The sequence below is a fragment of the Acidaminobacter sp. QWL-03 genome, from assembly GCF_058683855.1.
Map to the genome: position 1 here is coordinate 2,943,605 of NZ_CM178752.1, position 18,712 is coordinate 2,962,316.

The following is an 18,712-nucleotide window of genomic DNA, read 5'->3' on the forward strand; positions in this document are numbered from 1 at the left end:
TTACTACCGCCCGCTTTGCATTTGTATTTCCCAAAGAGTTTTGCATTCCCTCATTTTCTTTTTGCCACTGAAAGGATATAATAGCCTTGGGTGCAAGAACAGGGTCGGGTTAACCTTTGGAGGTTATCACATGTCAAAAGCAATGATCAGAATCAGAATGAGCATGCACGACGCACATTACGGCGGCAACTTGGTTGACGGCGCAAAAATGCTCAATTTATTTGGGGATGTCGCTACCGAGCTTCTCATCCGTCAAGACGGGGACGAAGGACTTTTTGCGGGCTATGAGTCTGTAGAATTTCTGGCGCCTGTCTATGCAGGGGATTACATAGAAGCCGTCGGCGAGATCGTCAAAGTCGGCAACTCCTCCAGGAAAATGGTCTTCGAGGCCAGAAAAGTTATCATTCCAAGACCGGACATCAACGATTCTGCCTGTGACGTTCTTGAAGAACCGGTTGTGGTCTGTCGTGCGACAGGCACCTGCGTGGTTCCAAAAGACAAGCAGCGCAAATAGGAGGTGGCCTGAATGGAAAAATTGATCATTACCGCTGCGCTGACCGGTGCAGAGGTAACCAAGGAAATTCAGCCATCTCTTCCTGTGACGCCGGATGAAATCGCTGAAGCGGCCTATGAGTGCTGGAAAGTCGGCGCGTCCATAGTCCACGTGCACGCGCGGGACGCAGAGGGCAATCCGACGCAGTCCGGAGACGTTTACAAAGAAATCATAGAAAAAATCAGCGCCAAGTGTAACATTATTGTCCAGCCTTCTACAGGCGGTGCGACCTGGCATACGCCTGAACAGAGGCTGCAGCCGGTCGAGCTGGCGCCCGAAATGGCGACCCTCAGCTGCGGTACCTGCAACTTTGGGGATGAAGTATTCATGAATACCCAGGAGAATATCGAGATTTTCGCGAGACGTATGCAGGAAATGGGTGTCAAGCCTGAAATTGAAGTGTTCGAGCGCGGTATGATCGACACGGCAAAGGGCCTCGTCAAGAAAGGTCTAATCAGCGCGCCGCTGCATTTTGACTTTGTCCTGGGTGTACCGGGCGCTTGTCCGGGGAATCCGGAGGACCTTATGTACATGGTGCATCAGATCCCGTCAGATGCGACCTGGACCGTTGCAGGCATAGGCCGCTTTGAGACACCGCTCGCTGCCATGGCCATCATTATGGGCGGCCACGTCCGCGTTGGCTTTGAAGACAACGTTTACTACAGCAAGGGTGTCAAAGCGGATTCCAACGCCCAGCTCGTCGCAAGGGTCGCCAGACTGGCCGCGGAGCTTGGCAGGGAAGTCGCGACGCCGGATGAAGCCAGACGCATCCTCGGTATTGCGAAATAGTTTTCACGAAAACCAAGAAGCAGCCCGGCGCATTGACGGGCTGCTTTTATCACGACTGAAACCCTTGAGGACTATGCCCCAAGGAAAGGAGGCTTATGCCGATGGTCACCAGCATCCACTTTCATCACAATGGCAAACCTTATGAGATTGCCGTCAAGCGCGAACGCCGCAAGGATTACCGACTCAAGATCCGAAAATCAGGCGAATTGGTCGCCTCTATCCCGCAGAAAGCCTCTCTGAAGACGCTTGAGGAATTCCTTGAGCGGCGGAGAGTGGAAATCGGGCACTATCTTGACAGGGTGGTCTCCTATACGGCGCGGATGCCGAGATACCAATTTTCTGAGGGCGAGCTCATAACGTTCGCAGAATTGCCCTTTAGAGTGGAAAAGAACGCGATCAAGTCGGGGCACAATCTGAAGGCGGTCGTGGATGAGCAGAGGCTGGTAATCCGCATTTATTCAGTGCCAAATTTGAATGAAACACCATCTGCGACCTACGAACAGCAAGCCGCTAAGGCGGTGGAAGAGGCGTTGATAGCATTTTCCAGGACCTGGTTCGCGAAGCGCGTTCATCATTACGGGCAACGTATGTCCCTTTGGCCGAGTGCTGTCAAAATCAGTCGCGCCAAGACCCGTTACGGAAGCTGCAGCAGCAGGGGGAGCCTCAATTTCTGTTGGCGCATCCTTTTGGCGCCTCAATTTATCGCGGATTATATCGTCGTTCACGAGCTGGCGCATCTGGCTCATCTCAATCATTCAAAGGCGTTCTATTCAGTCGTGGAAAACGCGATGCCGGAGTACAGGGACGCGCAAACCTGGTTGAAAAAGAATTCAGCTCTTTTGGAATGGCCGGTTTAATGGAAACAAAAAGAGGAAGCAGCGCGGAAAGTCAATGTTCTGACTTTTATTGCGCTGCTTCCTCAATTATCTAATTATTTTTATTCATTTAAAGAAGTGATATTTTTATAATCTGCATAGTAGGTGGCTCGATCCAGCCAGAAATATGTTAGTGGGAGGCTTGAGGATGTGACGGCATACTCATGGCCAATATCCATCACACGCCATTCGCCGTTGATGAAAACCTCCACCCAGAGGTGTCGATGAGTCGAGCTCTCGCCGGTCGCCATTCTGGCAGGGATTCCTATAGCCCTTAAAAAGGAGGCGTAAAGAAGTCCAATCTCCTCTTCGGTGCCAATTTCATTGTCAAATACCTCTAGCGCAGATCTTTTGTATGGCTCATTTGAGTCATCCAGCTCAATGGTTTCGATGATCCAAAGGTACAAAGCCCTGGCTTTTCCGTACTGTGTGACTTCCTTATAACTCAGCAAATTGGAGACGCTTGAAATTTGCTCGTCATCAGCAGGGATTCTGACAGTAGGTACCAAATAGCGGATCTTATCACTGCTTGTGTTGATCAGGCTGAACTGCATGACATTATTGCGGTGGTAATTGATTCGCGGCTCAAAGTTGAGATCCCGTTTTGCGTCAAAAATTAATCCATTTTTATCCAGTGTCTCAATCAGAACATTGTGTTTGCCAAGACCAAACGGCAGGTAAATCCTGGTGCTGAATTTTCCGCCTTGAACAGGTACGACAAATTCGAGTTTGTCGGTTCCCCTTGATACGGTGATCAGAAATTGCTCAACCCCGTCAGGGTTAAGAAGTGTACCTTCAAAGCGCTGTGAGTTAAAAGCGAGTTGGTTTGAAAAGAGCTCGTGATCCAGTGTGATGCCGTACTCAAAGAAATTCTTGTATTCGACATAATGCTCCTCAGACTCCCGAATGGTCAGCATATCGACCTGAAAGCTTTCAGCGACATTTCGAATAATGCTTTTGGCGTAGACCGGATCAATGTAATCATTATAGGCGAAATGAAGATTATAGCCAATATTCTCCTGCAAGAAGACATAGTTGACGTTGTGAAGGATTTCGGGCCCTTGACGGACGTTATATTCAAGAGAATGTGAGTCGATCCTCGTGGTGGTCATAGTATCGATTCCTATGGTGCCCGCGAGACTCGACCGGTTTTCTTCGACATCCTCAAGGACCTTTTCCTGCCAGTCTTCAAGGCTGGCGCCCGGCCCTTGCCGTTCCGCCATGATTTCGACGCTGAACTGCTCATAACTGTCGATAAAACCAAAGCTTTGGCGCTCTGTTGTGAGGCGTTCCCAGTGAAGCGGGACCGAGATGTTGACACCGTGGGCATCTACAAAAATTTTCTTATAAAAGGAATCTTTGAAGAAGGTGAATTTGTATCCTGCCTCGCCGGACAACATAGTATAAGTGCCGGTCGACGGATCCCAGCTGTCCTGGAAGTCCAGTGCAGCGGCGATCAGACTCACAGGGAGGTACAACCGATTGTCTTCTTCAAAGACAGCCCCTTGTAAAGAGATTGGAGCGCCATTGATGTAGGCGGTCTCGCTGTCTTTGACAATTTTAATGAACAGGTTATTCTTATAGAGGACAGCATCCTGTTCGTCATGACGCTGATAATACAGCCTAAGCTCAGAGGCGAGCTCAATGACCGGCACGTAGACGATCCCACCCCGGACAACAGGCATGGTTTTAAATTCGAGTTTTCTTTCATTCAGATAGATTGAGATCTCCCTGATTGCGCTGTTTCCGAAAGAAAAGCTGCCTGCGGCTTCGGCCAGTGGCGCCAAGGCAATCACTGAAATCAACAATGCGCATAGCAGTTTTTTCATAGCTTGAATGTGCTGAATCGCAGGCACCCCCCAAGTGTTCAATTTGAAAATTCAATACAGGATAACTATATCACGCGGACTTGCATCAGGAAAGACCTTGTGCTATAATTTAATGGCTTGACAGAACGCTACCAATCTCATATTATTTATAAAGTGAACTCAGTACTAATCGGAAAGAGGTGAACGTAGGTGAAAGAGGGCATTCATCCTAACTACAATGAAGTTGAAGTGAAGTGCGCATGCGGAAACACTTTCAAGACAAAGTCGACTAACAAGGCAATCCATGTCGAAGTTTGTTCAGAGTGTCATCCTTATTATACCGGTACGCAGAAGCAAGTTGAGCGCGGCGGTAGAGCAGACAAATTCAAGCAGAAATATGGCTTATAGAATCACTTCAGTAATTGGGTTAGAGATGGAAATCTCTAACCTGTTTTACTATTCGGGAGGTTTCTAACAGAGCATGAGCAAACTGTATTTCAGATACGGCGCCATGAACTGCGGCAAGTCCACCAACTTGCTTCAGGTCGCCTACAACTACGAAGAACGTGGCATGAGGGTCATGATCCTTAAGCCAAGGACAGATATAAAAGGCGCGAATACTGTTGTGTCAAGGCTTGGATTTTCGAGAGAAGTCGATCTTTGGATCCCGCCGGAAGCTTCCGTGTTAAACGAAGTCGAAGGCTGGATGGAACATCACGGCAGAGTCGACTGCATCCTGGCGGATGAAGTTCAGTTTTTCAAAAAAGCGCAGGTGGATGATCTCTTTGAAATAGCGGTCAAAGGTGAAATTCCCGTGATCTGCTATGGCCTAAGAACCGACTTCAGAATGGAGGGGTTTGAAGGCAGCGGGCGACTGCTGCTCCTGGCTCACAGCATCGAAGAACTCAAGACCATTTGTACCTGTGGGAAAAAAGCGTTATTAAATGGAAGAAAAATTAATGGCAGATTTGTTTTCGAAGGTGAACAGGTCGCCATTGACGGCTTGGATCAAGTCGAGTATCAGTCACTTTGTCCAAAATGCTATTTTGGACTTCGGGATGCCTATGAGCATCAAAGAAGTGAGGCGTCATTATGAAAAAGAACTACACGGCAATTGGCGGCCAAGCCTTGATTGAAGGCGTTATGATGAGAGGCCGCAAAACAATTGCCATTGCTGTTCGGAGACCGGATGGCCAAATAGATGTGAAAGTTGAAGCTCTAAAAACAAGACCGTGGATGCAAAAAATTGGAAAGATACCAGTTCTAAGGGGATTTTTTGGCTTGATTTCTTCAATGGTTGTCGGCGTGAAAGCGTTGACCTATTCTGCTGAGGTTTTTTCTGAAGCGGATGAAAGCTATGAGCCGAGTAAATTTGACCGCTGGATTATGGATAAATTTGGAGACAAAGCAGACAACATCATTGTCGGGATCTCCATGATTTTCGCTTTTGTCATGGCTTTTGTTCTGTTTGCCGCCATTCCAACGCTGACGGCAAGGTTCTTGGGGGGCTTTCTTGAGAGCACCACAGTTATGACGGTTGCGGAAGGCCTCATCAAGATTGGCGTGTTTATTGCCTATCTTTCGTTGATTTCACAGATGCGCGACATCAAGCGGGTATTCCAGTACCACGGTGCGGAGCATAAATCGATCAGCTGCCTGGAAAGCGGTCAGCCACTGGACGTGGAACATGCAAGAATGTTTACGACCTTGCACCCGCGCTGCGGCACCAGTTTTCTATTTATCGTGCTCGTCGTCAGTATTATTGTCTTTTCGTTCATCAGCTGGTCGAACCTCCTCATGCGCATTGTGCTTAAGGTACTTTTACTGCCTGTCATCGCGGGGATTTCCTATGAAATTATAAAATGGGCGGGCAAGAGTGACAGCGTTCTGGTGAGGGCAGTCAGCTATCCGGGTCTTATGATGCAAAAACTGACTACCAAAGAGCCGGATGACCGTCAGCTTGAGGTCGCGCTTGCGGCACTCCACAAAGTGCTTGAAATAGAAGGAGCTGAGGCGAATGTCCTCAGTTCATAGCGTCCTTGAAAATGCAAGATCAGCACTTTCATCCGTAACAGACAATGGCATTCGGGAAGCGGAAGACCTGCTGTGTCATCTGCTGGGCTGGGATCGTTTAAAACTGTTCATGGAGAGTCAAACGACTCTTGAAGAGCCATTGTTTCGGGCGTTTGAGGCTTTGGTCGCCAGAAGAACAGCAGGTGAGCCACTTCAATATTTGCTTGGTCATGCGGGGTTTATGGGGCTCGATTTTCTGGTGAGACCTGGGGTGCTGATTCCGCGGCCGGATACAGAGCTGCTGGTTGAAACGGCGTTGTCGCATTTGAAGGGGTTGGGCCTGGCGCGACCATCGGCAGACTTCTTTAAGGTGGCGGATCTCGGAACCGGCAGTGGCGCTATAGCGCTGTCCATTGCGCATTACAATGAAGCGTCGCTAGTGACGGCGGTCGACCTTTCGCCCCAGGCACTTGCCGTGGCGGAGGAAAATGTGAGACGGCTGGGTCTTGATCAGCGCGTCAGGCTGATTGAGGCGGATATGTTTGACTTTCTTGCGGGTGAAGAGGCGGCGTCTTATGAGCTGATTGTCTCCAATCCCCCCTATATCCCGACCCAGGTCATAGAAACGCTGCAAGTGGAGGTCAGAGTCCACGAGCCGCGGCTGGCACTGGACGGCGGACCGGACGGACTCGGGCCGTATCGGCGTCTTGCGGTCACGGCGCATGGGCCCCTGGTCTGTGGTGGTCGATTGGTGATGGAGATTGGACATGACCAGGCGGCGTCGGTTAAACAATTTTTGCTTGACGCAGGGGTCTGGGAAAAGGTAGAATGCTTACGGGATTTGCAGGGGAATGACCGCGTTGTGACAGCGGTTAAGCGCCTGGAAGCCGTTTAAATCGACTTTGGATCTCTGAATTATCAGTGATCCGCGCCTTGTAAGGGGCGCCTACTCAATGAAAATATCCGGTGACATCCAATGATCCGGTATTGGAAAGTTTTACAAAGTTCATAGAAACTTTGGGAGAGGGTTTTTGAAACATGTTTGATAAACTCGAATTTTTGGAAGAAAAATATGAAGATTTGTCGGCCAAGGTGGCTGACCCGGAGGTCATCAACGATCAGAGGCTCTGGCAGCGGTACATGAAAGAGCACGCGGAGATTACACCTATCGTCGAAAAATACAGAGCTTACAAAACAGCTAAGAATAGTATGGCGGAAGCCAAAACCATCCTCATGGAAGAGAATGATGAGGATTTGAGGGAGCTCGCCAAAATGGAGATTTCAGAGCTGGAAGTTGAGCTGGGCGAGATTGAAGCCGAGATGCGAAAGCTCTTGATTCCGAAGGATCCCAATGATGAGAAGAATGTCATTCTGGAGGTGCGCGCGGGTGCAGGCGGAGATGAAGCGGGCCTTTTTGCAGCAGAGCTTTTAAGGCTGTACATTCGCTTCGCGGAGAAGAAGCGCTGGAAAGTCGAAATGATGAACACCTCTGAAAGCGGCGTTGGCGGCATTCGGGAAGCGTCTGTCATGATCAAGGGCAAAGGTGCGTACTCGCAGCTCAAATACGAAAGCGGCGTCCACAGGGTCCAGCGCGTGCCTGCGACGGAGTCCGCCGGCCGTATTCATACCTCTACGGCAACAGTTGCTGTACTGCCTGAGGTAGATGACGTCGAAGTGGATCTCAACCCGAATGACCTCAGGATTGACGTTTTCCGGTCTTCGGGCAACGGCGGCCAGAGCGTCAATACGACTGATTCGGCGGTCAGGGTGACGCATTTGCCGACCGGTATGGTCGTCTCCTGCCAGGACGGCAAGTCCCAGCTCTCCAATAAGGAAAAGGCGCTTCAGATCTTGAAGGCGCGACTTTACGAAGCGGAGCTATCCAAGCAGAACGCTGAAATTGCCGAGGAGCGCAAAAGTCAGGTTGGCACGGGTGACCGAAGCGGGAAAATCAGGACTTATAATTTCCCTCAGGGGCGGATTACGGATCATCGCATAGGCATGACCGTTTATAAAATCGACGCCTATATGGCAGGGGAAATAGAGGAAATGGTGGATGCGCTGATTACCCATTATCAGGCTGAAGCAATGAAAACTATGGAAGAATAAATTGAAACTGCGACAGCCGGGTGGTGGCGACTTAAGCAAAGCCATGACCCGCCTGTCGCATTTTTGCGGTAAGTCATGAAAGCGGGTGAAAAAATGAGAGAAATGTGGATTCCTTATGACCAGATTGAGGGTCGGGATCACGCCCTGGACCAGTGGCAGCTGATTGACGTCAGATCGCCCGGTGAGTACCGGGAAGGCACTATAGGAGAGGCCATCAACCTCCCTATTTTCGGAGACGAGCTGAGGGCTGAGGTAGGAACGGCGTACAAAAAGCAGAGTGTGCTGGAAGCCAAACGTCGCGCCATAAAAGCGGTATCTGCTCAGCTTCCGGAGCTTTACGAGCATTTTCTGTCCATTGAAGCGACTGGTCGTCCTATCGCCATGTTCTGTGCCCGGGGCGGCATGCGCTCCCAAAGTTTTGCCAGTTTGCTGAGGGCTATTGGACATAATGTCTGTGTTATTGAAGGCGGTTATAAAGCGTATCGGCAATATATGCTTCAGGCACTTCATGAACTGAGTCAAACGCGGCGGTTTATCGTGCTTCACGGAAATACAGGCGTAGGCAAGACGCTGATCCTCAACCGCCTGGAGGCCCAGGGGCTGGATGTCATTGACATAGAAGCACTCGCCCATCACAGAGGTTCGATGCTCGGCCGCGTCGGGCTGGAGCCCCAGCCGACTCAGAAGACCTTCGAAGATCGTCTGTACCGGGCTCTGAAGGGATCGAGGAGCGGTGACGTATTCGTCGAGGCAGAGAGCAAGCGTCTGGGCCGTGTCAACATAGACGACGCAGTGCTGGCCGGCATGCGCGGCGGCAGACACATCTTTGTGGATGCCCCCATGTGGTTCAGAGAGCGGGAAATTGTCAGTGAGTACACGCGCCACGAGAGTTCCAAGGCGGAGCTTCTGACGGTCATGGACAACTTCAGAAAGCACCTCGGCAATGAAGCCGTGGACCAATTTGAGGCCTTGATTCGGGCAGATGATTACGGTCCGGTAGCCAGAGTACTGATGGAGCGTTATTATGATCCCAAATATGAATACACGTCAGTTCAGTATGACTATGATCTTAAAGTCTGGGTTGAATCCGTTGAGGACGCCGTGCAGGAAATCCGCCGGTGGTATGAGCATCAGGCGGTGACGGACAAGTGAGGCAACCGGATAAAAGCGTTCAGGACCCATTGTTTGCCGATGGTACCACAACTTCCAACACTCTGATCCTGGGTTTGGAGACAGCGGTCATTTCTGACGCAGAGCTCCTTGTCGCAGCGAAGCTCCTTCAAGATGGAGAAACAGTGGCCTTTCCCACAGAAACTGTGTATGGGCTGGGAGGGAATGCGCTGCAACCATCGGCTATCCGTAAAATTTTTGAGGCGAAAGGACGACCGTCTGACAACCCTTTGATTGTTCACATTGCAGACCTTGACGCTCTGAACGGGCTGGTGGCCGAGGTGTCGCCCCTGGCGGAGACGCTGATGACAGCCTTTTGGCCGGGGCCGCTGACACTGGTGATGAAGAAGCGTCCAGAGGTGCCGTCAGAGGTTACCGGCGGACTGGACACAGTCGCGGTGCGGATGCCGGTCCACGATCTTGCGAGGCGTCTGATCCGGCTCAGCGGGGTTCCCGTGGCGGCGCCCAGTGCGAATCTGTCCGGAAAGCCAAGTCCGACTCGGTGTGAAGATGTCATCAGGGACTTGTCAGGCAGAGTGGCGTGCATCCTGTGCGGCGAGCTCAGTGAAATAGGTCTTGAGTCCACGGTGGTGGACGTCACGGGGGAAGAGCCGGTCATACTCAGGCCGGGCGGGATCACCCTTGAAATGATCCGCAGCGCTGCGGGCAGTGGAAAGTATGACGAGGCGGTAGACAGGAAAATCCTTGAGGGAGAGAGGGCGCGGTCCCCTGGCATGAAATATGCGCATTATTCACCTGACGCAGAAGTTATTCTGTTTGAGGGCGCCCCGGAAGCCGTTGCAGCGGAGATTCTGAGGCAGGCTTTAGCCTATACCCAGGCAGGCAGACGGGTTGGGATCATGACTTTTGATGAGCGCGCCGAAATCTATTCAGGCAGCGGCGAAGTCCTGTCTCTTGGCAGCCTGGACCGGCTGGATCAGGTGGCGCAGAATTTGTTTCAGACACTGAGAGCGTTTGATTCTGAAAAAATCGATGTGGTGCTCTCCGAAACCGTTGAAGACAGGGGACTTGGGAAGGCCATCATGAACAGGCTGATTAAGGCAGCAGCATATCGCGTGGTCCATGTCTAAAAGTCATAGAAAAATTGTCCTAAAATAGTGTATGATAGAATCGAAGTGTTGTCATAAAAGTGATGAAAGGCTCAGGGGAGGCAAACATGAACATAGCTGTTGGCAGTGACCATGGCGGGTTTGAATTAAAAGAGGAAATTGTGAATTACCTGAAAGAAAAAGGCGTAAACGTGACGGATTTTGGTACCCACTCCACAGAGTCGGTTGATTATCCGTTTTATGGGGAGAAGGTTGCGGAAGCGGTCGTTTCCGGTGCGGCAGATCTTGGTATAGTCGTCTGCGGAACGGGCCAGGGTATTGCCATGGCAGCCAACAAAGTCAAGGGCATTCGTGCGGCGGTGGTTGCAGACACCTACAGCGCTGAAATGACGAGACGCCACAACAACGCGAATATCCTCAGTCTTGGCGGCCGCGTCGTGGGCGCAGGCCTGGCGCTTAAGATTGTTGAGACATTTATTTCGACGCCTTTTGAAGGTGGTCGGCACGAGCGCAGAGTGGATCTGCTGACCTCTATTGAGGCGAAATATTCCAAATAAGCGGCACTGCGCTTTTAATTTGTAAATAAGGCAGCAAGTGGCTGCGTCAATGTATAGCGAAATTGCCCAATTTGAGAGGAGCGTTTTAATGAATAAGGTATTTGAACTAAACCATCCGCTGATTCAGCACAAGTTGACTTTGATCCGGGATAAAAACACAGGTGCCAAGGAGTTCAGGGAACTGGTCAAAGAAGTGTCTATGCTCATGGCTTATGAAGTCACCAGAGAGCTTCCTCTTGAAGACGTTGAGGTGGAAACCCCAATTTGTGTCATGAAAGGCAAAGCGATCGCAGGAAGAAAGCTTGCAATTGTCCCTATACTCAGAGCGGGTCTTGGCATGGTGGATGGCTTCCTGTCGCTGCTGCCTGCGGCAAAGGTAGGTCATGTCGGACTTTACAGAGATCCTGAAACTCTGAATCCGGTTGAGTATTACTGCAAACTGCCTTCAGATGTGCCGGAGCGCGATCTTCTGGTTCTGGATCCTATGCTGGCAACAGGCGGCTCCGCGCGTGCAGCCATTCGCTTCATCAAGAATCGCGGCGCGAGAAATATCAAGCTGATCTCAATTATTTCCTGCCCGGAAGGCATTGCGGCTGTTCATAGCGAGCATCCGGATGTCGATATTTATGTCGCAGCTATCGACGAAAAACTCAACGACCATGCTTACATTGTTCCAGGTCTTGGTGATGCCGGCGACCGTCTCTTCGGCACTAAATAATTAAAGCTTATTGAAAATTAGATTTTCAAGCAGGACAGTCCGTTGCATAAATCCAACTGCTGTCCTTTTTTTCCATTGCAGTCAGGCAAAGTTTGGGACCGGGAAACTCCCGAGCTGGAAATCAGCGCCCAAAATGCTTGTTCACCTGGAGATGGATTTATAGGAGGAACTCCTGATGGCGACAAGACGAGACAAGACTAATTATTATTTGGATATTGCCGAGACTGTCCTCGCCAGAGGAACGTGTCTGAGGCGAAATTACGGTGCAATTCTTGTCAAGAATGATGAGATTATTGCGACGGGTTATACAGGTGCGCCGCGAGGAAGATCCAACTGCACGGAGCTCGGGTATTGCGAACGCATCAGGCTGGGCATTCCAAGCGGACAGATGTATGAAAAATGCCGTTCTGTCCATGCGGAGGCGAATGCGATCATATCCGCGGCAAGGCGGGATATGATCGGGGCTGACCTCTACCTCGTGGGCATTGAAATGAATGGCGGCGGTTATGTGGCGAATGCGACATCCTGCAGCATGTGCAAGCGCCTGGTCATCAATGCCGGGATCGCCCGCGTCTTGATCCGTGATGACCGTGACCGGTTCAGGGTAGTGGACGTAGAGCGCGAATGGGTGGAAAAGGATGACTCCCTGGAAAGCGGCGCGTGAACAGTCGCAGATTTTAAAGCGTTCGGAAAGAGTATGGTGACTTAGTCACAATAGATTTACAAATGTAAAGGATCTCATTGCAAGTCAGTCATTTCATGTTAAAATGAGACTGAATTTGAATGCCTGCCCTGCAGCATCCTACGGCGTTCCCTTAAGAGGTGTTTTTATTGACTATGTTGTTTCTGCCATTTGTTATGTCGGTCATGATCAGTTATCTGATGACCCCTGTTGCAATCCGGGTTGCCCATGCAGTCGGGGCTATTGATGTACCCAAAGATGAACGCAGGGTGCATTCAAAGCCTATTCCCAGATTAGGCGGCCTGGCTATTTTTATTGCGTTTATGGCAACCTACCTGGCGTTCAATTCCATGTCCGGCATAAAAGAAATGGGACTGGTGGCTGGATCGCTCATAATTGTCGTGACAGGTGTGTTCGACGATATGAGGCCAATTTCTGCCAAGCTCAAACTGGCGGCCCAGATTGCAGCTGCTCTGATCCTGTTCTTCAGTGGTACGAGAATTGACTTCCTGACGAATTATTTTGGTGCGTCGGAGATGATTTATGTTGGGATGCTCAGCCTGCCAATCACGATCTTCTGGATAGTGGGTATAACCAATACGGTCAACCTGATCGACGGCCTGGATGGCCTTGCCGCAGGCATCTCAATTATTGCGGCTTCTTCACTGGCGTACGTCGCCATTGTCAACGGCCGTGTTGAGACAGCTCTGGTCACGGTGCTCATAGTCGGAAGCTGTCTTGGATTTTTGCCCTACAATTTCAATCCTGCCAAGATTTTCATGGGGGACACGGGCTCTCTGTTTCTGGGCTTTATGCTGGCGGCCACCTCTATTGACGGTTCGATCAAAGGCGCTACTTTTCTTGTCTTCGCAGCGCCAATTCTTGCGCTGGGCTTACCAATTTTTGATACGACCTTCGCAATACTCAGGAGATTTTTGAGCGGCAGGCCAATCATGGAGGCGGACAAAGGTCACTTGCACCATAGACTTCTGTCGCTCGGATACCATCAGAGGACGGTTGTCCTCGCCATGTACTTTATCAGTGTGCTGCTTGGTTTATCCGGCATCTTTCTGATTCAGGGCGCCATAGGTTCCATGACAGTAGCGCTCGCTGCGGCAGTGCTGCTCATTCTCATCCCAATCAGGCGGTCGATCAGCAGGGAAAGGCTATCTGTCGAAGAAAGCGAGGAAAATGTGTGGAAAGAATAAGAATATTATCAGTCTTTGGGACGCGTCCGGAGGCTGTCAAAATGGCACCGGTGGTCAAAGCACTGGCTCAGGATGGCGCTTTTGATGCCCGCGTCTGTGTCACAGCACAGCATCGGGAGATGCTTGATCAGGTGCTGGAATTGTTTCAGATAGTGCCGGATTATGATCTGGACATCATGCAGGCAGGCCAGGGACTGTCTGACATAACCTGTCGCGTCTTGAAGGGCCTGGAGCCTGTGATAAAGGCGTTTAACCCGGAAATGATCCTGGTGCACGGCGATACGACAACGACGTTTTCGGCGGCTTTGGCGGCGTATTATCAGGGTGTGCGCGTTGGGCACGTCGAGGCGGGGCTCCGGTCATTCGACAAATTTTCGCCTTTTCCGGAAGAAATGAACCGCTGTTTGACGGGACGTCTGGCGGATCTGCATTTCTCACCGACCGTGCAAAATGTCCAAAACCTTATAAATGAAGGGATTGACGAGAAGGCTATATTGAAAACAGGCAATACGGTGATCGATGCCTTGCTCAGCGTTATCCGACCGGATTACGCATTTGATGTCCCGGAACTTCAAGGGATTGATTATGAGAACAAAAAAGTGATTCTGTTGACCGCTCACAGACGTGAAAACCTGGGAGCGCCAATGCATGCCATTTTCAGTGCCGTCCGTCAGGTCGTGGATCGTTTCCCGGAAGTGGAACTGATTTTTCCAATGCACAAAAACCCTGCGGTAAGAGAGATTGCCGCCGAGCATTTTGAAGGCAGCAGCCGCATTCACAGAATTGAACCGTTGGATTACGAACCCTTCGCGCATCTAATGTCTAAATCCTGGCTGATCCTGACTGACTCCGGCGGCATACAAGAAGAAGCGCCTGCGCTTGGCAAGCCCGTATTGGTGCTCAGGCGAGAAACTGAAAGACCGGAAGCGGTTGAGGCTGGCACGGTTAAACTCGCAGGTGTCGAGGCGGAAGAGATCATAGCCATGTGTGAAGCACTGCTGACTCAGCCGGAGGCCTATCAGGCCATGGCGAACGCGGTCAATCCCTATGGGGACGGTCAGGCTTCCAAGCGCATTGTAAACCGAATCAAAGCGGCACTGAGACCCGAAATGAGCGGAATTTAGAAAATTTGTGAGTTATTAATATAAAAACAGGCCAAGGTGATGGTCTGTTTTTTTATTGACAATATCATTTTTAAAAATATTTAAATAATTTCATATTGGTCACAAACCTCATGGTATAATAACTGTATGCTTGTATTCGAGTACAATCGATTGACTAAATATTAAACTCGGGTTTATAAACGTGTTAAATCATTAACAAAATTTGTTGTGAAAGCATTGTAAAATATAAACGAAAATATTAATAAAAATCGGTTTTTTGTAAATAAAAAAACATTTATACGGATGGATTATGACATATATTGGTAAAAGGACAATTACTTTTCTATCCACATCCAGTGAAAAATATGGTATTCTTAGGATGGCCTTACTTGCACCTAAATGAAGATTGAGAGCGGATTTAAGATGTCAAAGCCAAGTTATAAAATGTATGAGAACCTCGCGTTGTTGTCCCAGATCGCACTCATGATGATCACACCGATCTTTGGCGGCGTCTTGTTGGGACGTTACGTGGATGACAAGGTGGGGACCAACGGTATTTTTTTGCTTGTTTTCACATTGATTGGTACAATGACGGCGTTTATGGAGCTGTTCAAGCTGGCCATGAGGAAGACAAAAGACCATCCCCCTAACAAAAGGAAGTGACGCCAGTGCAAAATCACCAGGCCTTGCTGAAAGCAGTGACACTGAGATCTTTGATGCTTTCAGCAGTGTTTGCCATCATTTTTTTGATTCTTTTTCGAAGCGGCGCTCCACCCTATCTTTTGGGACTTCTCTTCGGCACGGCGCTGGGGATACTGAACTTCAGACAACTTGGCACGACTATTGGGAAAGCCATAGCCATGGCACCTGCCAAGGCGCAGTCTTATGCCACAATTCACTATTTCATCCGTTTTTCACTGGTTGCGGTCGCCATATTGGTTTCCATCCTCTCTGAGCAGATTCAGGTTCTGGGTACGGTGGCAGGCCTTTTGACCGTAAAACTGGTCATTTATATGACTCAGTTGTTATCAGCAAGTTCAAAATCAATGAACATTTCGAAAAGAAAGGAGGAATAGAAGTGGGTACTGAAGGATTTGGACCACGGATTGTAGAATTGCCCTTTGGCATTCAAGTCACAGAAACAGTGACGGTAACCTGGTGGATCATGGCAGGAATTATTTTGTTGGCGTGGCTGGGAACCAGAAATTTACAGATGGTGCCAGGAAAACGTCAGATCGTCGTCGAAACCATTGTGAAGCTGATCAACAATCTGACCAAACAGACCATGGGGGAAAAGAACATTAAGTTCGCTCCGTATATTGGTACGCTGATGATCTTTCTGGCTGTGGCAAACTTGGCTGGATTGCTTGGACTAAGGCCGCCAACAGCGGATATCAATACCACATTGGCGCTGGCACTGATTACATTTTTCATGATCCACAGCTTCGGCATCAGGTCAAAAGGCATCGGGAAGTATGTCAAAGGATTTTTTGAACCGTTTTTCCTGTTGTTCCCAATCAACATGCTGGGTGAAATGGCAACGCCAATCTCATTGTCATTCCGTCTCTTCGGAAACATCGTCGGCGGTTTGATAATCATGAGTCTTCTCTACGGCGCATTGGGCGGTTTTTCATCTGCATTGCTCAGCCTGAACATTCCGGTTCTGGCAGTTGGCGTCCCCGCAGTGTTTCACATTTATTTTGACCTCTTCTCGGGGCTGCTGCAGTCGTTCATTTTCACCATGCTGACTATGGTTTATGTCTCCATGGCTATGGATTAAATCAATTGAACCAGTTCAAGAAATGAGGTGAAAAAGTGGAACTACCCAATCTGTTATATGATTTCATAAACTGGCTGCTGACTTTTGAGCGAGACGCACTGATCCTGAGCGCCTCGGCTATAGGTATAGGCTTTGCCATGATCGCCGGCATTGGTCCGGGGGTCGGTCAGGGCTATGCAGCGGGTAAAGCCGCAGAAGCGGTCGGGGATAACCTCAAGAACAGCAAGCAGATCACCATGATCATGCTTCTGGGTGCGGCAGTCGCTGAAACCAGTGGTATCCTCGCGCTCGTCATCGGTTTGATTATGTTGTTTGGCAATCCTTTTATTACAATGCAGGGTGACACGTTCATAATTATGGGCTCTGCCATTGGCGCCGGACTAACCATGATCGCGGGCATAGGTCCCGGTATCGGTCAGGGTATGGCAGCCGGCAAAGCGGCTGAGGCCGTCGGCAGAAGTCCGAGAAACAACCGGCACATCACCATGGTCATGCTGCTGGGTCAAGCGGTTGCGCAGACCTCCGGCATCCTGGCACTGGTCATTGCGCTGATTCTGATGTACGGCAATCCTATGGTCACTATGGAAGGCAGCATTTATGTTCTGACAGCCTCAGCCATTGGCGCAGGCATCTCCATGATCACCGGCATTGGACCTGGCATTGGACAAGGCTATGCAGCCGGCAAGGGCGCGGAAGCGGTTGGAAAACGACCAAAGCACAAAGCGCTCATCATCAGAACTATGCTGCTGGGACAAGCTGTTGCACAAACAACAGGCATCTATGCACTGATCATATCGCTTGTCCTGATGTTCGCAAATCCATTACTTGCATTAGTGTAAGACTGAGACATTATAAAATCATAATTGAGGACTAGAGGAGGAAAAAACACATGATTACAGGTAAAGAACTTATCTTGGCATGTTCTGCAATTGGTGCGGGTCTCGCAATGATCGCAGGTATCGGACCTGGTATCGGCCAGGGCTACGCAGCAGGTAAAGGCGCAGAGAGCGTCGGTCGTCAGCCGGAAGCACAGGGTGACATTACGAGAACCATGCTCCTTGGCGCAGCTGTCGCAGAGACAACAGGTATCTATGGTCTCATTATCGCTCTGATTCTTCTCTTTGCGAATCCGCTCATCAAACTGATCTAGTAAAAACAGGGCCAGTTGTGAAAATCCGCAAAAAGGAGGCAGAATAAATGAATGTGTATGTACTCGCTTCCGAATTGAGAATGGGTCTTGTCGCAATTGACTGGATGTTGGCAGTTCAGATTGCCAACACTCTGATTTTGTTCCTGGTGCTTCGCAAAATCCTCTTCAAGCCGGTAACGGCATTTATGGAGAAACGCGAAAACGAGGTCAAGAGCCAGTTTGATGCAGCAGCACTCAAAAAGAAGGAAGCAGATCAACTGATTTCGGAGTATTCTCACAAAATCAGAAATGCTGAGGATGAAGGCAAGGAAATTGTCAGATCAGCGGTTCAACGCGCTGACAAGCGTACTGCCGAGATCCTCAAGGAAGCTGAACACAAAGCTACAGAGATAAAAGAATCCACCCAGAAAGAAATCGAGCAGGAAAAGGTCAAAGCGATCAATACACTCAAGAATGATATTGCAGATATGGCGATCCTTGCCGCTTCCAGAGTCATTCACAAAGACATTGACGGCGACCAGCACAAAGTTCTGATCGATCAGTTCATTCAGGAGGTAGGGGATACAGCATGGCACAACTAGTCGCGAAAGCCTATGCGGAAGCGCTGATGGAAGCCGCGGCAGAACTTGGCCAGATGGACGAAGTCAGACGCGATCTCGGGTTGATCGCCGACACGTTGGCTGAAAACCCAGACTTCAAAGTACTGTTTGAATCGCCATCTCTTGGCGAGATGCAGAAGAAGTCTGCCATGGAGGCAGTATTCGCGGGGAACGTCTCCAAGGATGTGTTGAATTTCATCAAGGTCCTGATCGACAAGGGTCGGGAAAGTGAGCTCAAAGACATCCGTAAGCTGTTTGACACCATGGTGGATGAACGCGAAGGTCTTGTAAAAGGCCGGGTCAGAACTTCGGTCAAAATGACGCAGCAGCAGATGCAAATCCTTGAAGAGAAATTGTCTAAATTGGCCGGAATGAAAGTATCTCTGGTCAATATTGTGGATGACACTATCATCGGCGGCGTTGTCCTTGAAATTGGAGACAAAATGATTGATGGTTCCGTACGCAAAAAATTGGCTCAAATCAAGGAAGATCTGCGGCAAGTAGTCGTTTAGAGCTTTCTAAATGAGA

General features: G+C 49.7%; 23 protein-coding genes. 22 read left to right on the forward strand and 1 reads right to left on the reverse strand.

What is annotated here, in order from left to right:
• Positions 1-130 precede the first annotated feature (130 nt).
• The 3 genes from kal to AC4PHM_RS13710 all read left to right on the forward strand — a co-directional run bounded on the left by kal (position 131) and on the right by AC4PHM_RS13710 (position 2,199).
• A complete protein-coding gene (kal, locus tag AC4PHM_RS13700; RefSeq protein ID WP_492018315.1) occupies positions 131-514 on the forward strand; it encodes a 3-aminobutyryl-CoA ammonia lyase in 384 nt (127 codons plus the stop codon).
• Positions 515-526: 12 nt separating this feature from the next.
• A complete protein-coding gene (kce, locus tag AC4PHM_RS13705; protein WP_492018316.1) occupies positions 527-1,342 on the forward strand; it encodes a 3-keto-5-aminohexanoate cleavage enzyme in 816 nt (271 codons plus the stop codon).
• A gap of 101 nt (positions 1,343-1,443) precedes the next feature.
• Positions 1,444-2,199, forward strand: coding sequence for a M48 family metallopeptidase (locus AC4PHM_RS13710; protein WP_492018317.1), 756 nt, complete (start codon positions 1,444-1,446; stop codon positions 2,197-2,199).
• An 80-nt stretch (positions 2,200-2,279) separates the two neighbouring features.
• Here the strand turns inward: AC4PHM_RS13710 and AC4PHM_RS13715 are convergent, their stop codons facing one another.
• Positions 2,280-4,046, reverse strand: coding sequence for a transglutaminase domain-containing protein (locus tag AC4PHM_RS13715; protein WP_492018318.1), 1,767 nt, complete (start codon positions 4,044-4,046; stop codon positions 2,280-2,282).
• Positions 4,047-4,235: 189 nt separating this feature from the next.
• On the opposite strand from AC4PHM_RS13715, the gene rpmE reads away from it, so the two are divergent.
• From rpmE to atpH, 19 genes are all read left to right on the forward strand, one after another.
• Positions 4,236-4,433: a 50S ribosomal protein L31 gene (gene rpmE / locus AC4PHM_RS13720; RefSeq protein ID WP_291400333.1), complete on the forward strand. Its 198-nt coding sequence runs from the start codon at positions 4,236-4,238 to the stop codon at positions 4,431-4,433.
• 73 nt (positions 4,434-4,506) lie between these two features.
• On the forward strand, positions 4,507-5,121 hold the full coding sequence (locus AC4PHM_RS13725) for a thymidine kinase (protein WP_492018319.1): 615 nt from the start codon (positions 4,507-4,509) through the stop codon (positions 5,119-5,121).
• Complete coding sequence (locus tag AC4PHM_RS13730; RefSeq protein ID WP_492018320.1) at positions 5,118-6,059, forward strand: DUF1385 domain-containing protein; 942 nt, start codon at positions 5,118-5,120, stop codon at positions 6,057-6,059. Before AC4PHM_RS13725 ends, AC4PHM_RS13730 begins: the two co-directional genes overlap by 4 nt.
• Positions 6,043-6,933, forward strand: coding sequence for a peptide chain release factor N(5)-glutamine methyltransferase (gene prmC / locus AC4PHM_RS13735; protein WP_492018321.1), 891 nt, complete (start codon positions 6,043-6,045; stop codon positions 6,931-6,933). Before AC4PHM_RS13730 ends, prmC begins: the two co-directional genes overlap by 17 nt.
• 143 nt (positions 6,934-7,076) lie before the next feature.
• Positions 7,077-8,147: a peptide chain release factor 1 gene (prfA, locus tag AC4PHM_RS13740; RefSeq protein WP_492018322.1), complete on the forward strand. Its 1,071-nt coding sequence runs from the start codon at positions 7,077-7,079 to the stop codon at positions 8,145-8,147.
• Positions 8,148-8,240: 93 nt separating this feature from the next.
• Positions 8,241-9,299, forward strand: a complete 1,059-nt coding sequence (mnmH, locus tag AC4PHM_RS13745) for a tRNA 2-selenouridine(34) synthase MnmH (RefSeq protein WP_492018323.1) — start codon at positions 8,241-8,243, stop codon at positions 9,297-9,299.
• Complete coding sequence (locus AC4PHM_RS13750) at positions 9,296-10,408, forward strand: L-threonylcarbamoyladenylate synthase (RefSeq protein WP_492018324.1); 1,113 nt, start codon at positions 9,296-9,298, stop codon at positions 10,406-10,408. The genes mnmH and AC4PHM_RS13750 overlap by 4 nt, the downstream gene beginning before the upstream one ends.
• A gap of 86 nt (positions 10,409-10,494) precedes the next feature.
• Entirely contained in the window at positions 10,495-10,944 is a 450-nt protein-coding gene (rpiB, locus tag AC4PHM_RS13755) for a ribose 5-phosphate isomerase B (protein ID WP_492018325.1), read from the forward strand.
• 88 nt (positions 10,945-11,032) lie between these two features.
• Positions 11,033-11,662: a uracil phosphoribosyltransferase gene (gene upp / locus AC4PHM_RS13760; RefSeq protein ID WP_492018326.1), complete on the forward strand. Its 630-nt coding sequence runs from the start codon at positions 11,033-11,035 to the stop codon at positions 11,660-11,662.
• Between the two features lie 175 nt (positions 11,663-11,837).
• Positions 11,838-12,326 (forward strand): deoxycytidylate deaminase, encoded by a 489-nt coding sequence (locus AC4PHM_RS13765; protein WP_492018327.1) that lies wholly within the window; start codon positions 11,838-11,840, stop codon positions 12,324-12,326.
• Positions 12,327-12,499: 173 nt separating this feature from the next.
• Positions 12,500-13,552, forward strand: a complete 1,053-nt coding sequence (locus tag AC4PHM_RS13770) for a glycosyltransferase family 4 protein (RefSeq protein WP_492020520.1) — start codon at positions 12,500-12,502, stop codon at positions 13,550-13,552.
• Positions 13,540-14,676: a non-hydrolyzing UDP-N-acetylglucosamine 2-epimerase gene (gene wecB / locus AC4PHM_RS13775; protein WP_492018328.1), complete on the forward strand. Its 1,137-nt coding sequence runs from the start codon at positions 13,540-13,542 to the stop codon at positions 14,674-14,676. The genes AC4PHM_RS13770 and wecB overlap by 13 nt, the downstream gene beginning before the upstream one ends.
• Positions 14,677-15,078: 402 nt before the next feature.
• On the forward strand, positions 15,079-15,318 hold the full coding sequence (locus AC4PHM_RS13780; protein WP_492018329.1) for an AtpZ/AtpI family protein: 240 nt from the start codon (positions 15,079-15,081) through the stop codon (positions 15,316-15,318).
• A gap of 5 nt (positions 15,319-15,323) precedes the next feature.
• Positions 15,324-15,731, forward strand: coding sequence for an ATP synthase subunit I (locus AC4PHM_RS13785; protein WP_492018330.1), 408 nt, complete (start codon positions 15,324-15,326; stop codon positions 15,729-15,731).
• A gap of 2 nt (positions 15,732-15,733) precedes the next feature.
• Positions 15,734-16,435 (forward strand): F0F1 ATP synthase subunit A, encoded by a 702-nt coding sequence (atpB, locus tag AC4PHM_RS13790; RefSeq protein WP_492018331.1) that lies wholly within the window; start codon positions 15,734-15,736, stop codon positions 16,433-16,435.
• A 35-nt stretch (positions 16,436-16,470) separates the two neighbouring features.
• Positions 16,471-17,274, forward strand: a complete 804-nt coding sequence (gene atpE / locus AC4PHM_RS13795) for an ATP synthase F0 subunit C (RefSeq protein ID WP_492018332.1) — start codon at positions 16,471-16,473, stop codon at positions 17,272-17,274.
• Between the two features lie 50 nt (positions 17,275-17,324).
• Positions 17,325-17,585 (forward strand): ATP synthase F0 subunit C, encoded by a 261-nt coding sequence (gene atpE / locus AC4PHM_RS13800; RefSeq protein ID WP_291400306.1) that lies wholly within the window; start codon positions 17,325-17,327, stop codon positions 17,583-17,585.
• Between the two features lie 47 nt (positions 17,586-17,632).
• Positions 17,633-18,166, forward strand: coding sequence for a F0F1 ATP synthase subunit B (atpF, locus tag AC4PHM_RS13805; RefSeq protein WP_492018333.1), 534 nt, complete (start codon positions 17,633-17,635; stop codon positions 18,164-18,166).
• Positions 18,154-18,696: an ATP synthase F1 subunit delta gene (gene atpH, locus AC4PHM_RS13810; RefSeq protein ID WP_492018334.1), complete on the forward strand. Its 543-nt coding sequence runs from the start codon at positions 18,154-18,156 to the stop codon at positions 18,694-18,696. The genes atpF and atpH overlap by 13 nt, the downstream gene beginning before the upstream one ends.
• The last annotated feature ends 16 nt before the right edge of the window (positions 18,697-18,712 follow it).

Bases quoted from the DNA above. Each gene is read 5' to 3' on its own strand.
- atpE (WP_291400306.1), top strand. From the start codon at position 17,325: ATGATTACAGGTAAAGAACTTATCTTGGCATGTTCTGCAATTGGTGCG.
- AC4PHM_RS13710 (WP_492018317.1), top strand. From the start codon at position 1,444: ATGGTCACCAGCATCCACTTTCATCACAATGGCAAACCTTATGAGATT.
- AC4PHM_RS13725 (WP_492018319.1), top strand. From the start codon at position 4,507: ATGAGCAAACTGTATTTCAGATACGGCGCCATGAACTGCGGCAAGTCC.
- rpiB (WP_492018325.1), top strand. From the start codon at position 10,495: ATGAACATAGCTGTTGGCAGTGACCATGGCGGGTTTGAATTAAAAGAG.
- kce (WP_492018316.1), top strand. From the start codon at position 527: ATGGAAAAATTGATCATTACCGCTGCGCTGACCGGTGCAGAGGTAACC.
- AC4PHM_RS13780 (WP_492018329.1), top strand. From the start codon at position 15,079: ATGTCAAAGCCAAGTTATAAAATGTATGAGAACCTCGCGTTGTTGTCC.
- AC4PHM_RS13770 (WP_492020520.1), top strand. From the start codon at position 12,500: ATGTTGTTTCTGCCATTTGTTATGTCGGTCATGATCAGTTATCTGATG.
- prfA (WP_492018322.1), top strand. From the start codon at position 7,077: ATGTTTGATAAACTCGAATTTTTGGAAGAAAAATATGAAGATTTGTCG.
- kal (WP_492018315.1), top strand. From the start codon at position 131: ATGTCAAAAGCAATGATCAGAATCAGAATGAGCATGCACGACGCACAT.
- AC4PHM_RS13730 (WP_492018320.1), top strand. From the start codon at position 5,118: ATGAAAAAGAACTACACGGCAATTGGCGGCCAAGCCTTGATTGAAGGC.
- AC4PHM_RS13765 (WP_492018327.1), top strand. From the start codon at position 11,838: ATGGCGACAAGACGAGACAAGACTAATTATTATTTGGATATTGCCGAG.
- prmC (WP_492018321.1), top strand. From the start codon at position 6,043: ATGTCCTCAGTTCATAGCGTCCTTGAAAATGCAAGATCAGCACTTTCA.
- atpF (WP_492018333.1), top strand. From the start codon at position 17,633: ATGAATGTGTATGTACTCGCTTCCGAATTGAGAATGGGTCTTGTCGCA.
- atpH (WP_492018334.1), top strand. From the start codon at position 18,154: ATGGCACAACTAGTCGCGAAAGCCTATGCGGAAGCGCTGATGGAAGCC.
- mnmH (WP_492018323.1), top strand. From the start codon at position 8,241: ATGAGAGAAATGTGGATTCCTTATGACCAGATTGAGGGTCGGGATCAC.
- AC4PHM_RS13715 (WP_492018318.1), bottom strand. From the start codon at position 4,046: ATGAAAAAACTGCTATGCGCATTGTTGATTTCAGTGATTGCCTTGGCG.
- upp (WP_492018326.1), top strand. From the start codon at position 11,033: ATGAATAAGGTATTTGAACTAAACCATCCGCTGATTCAGCACAAGTTG.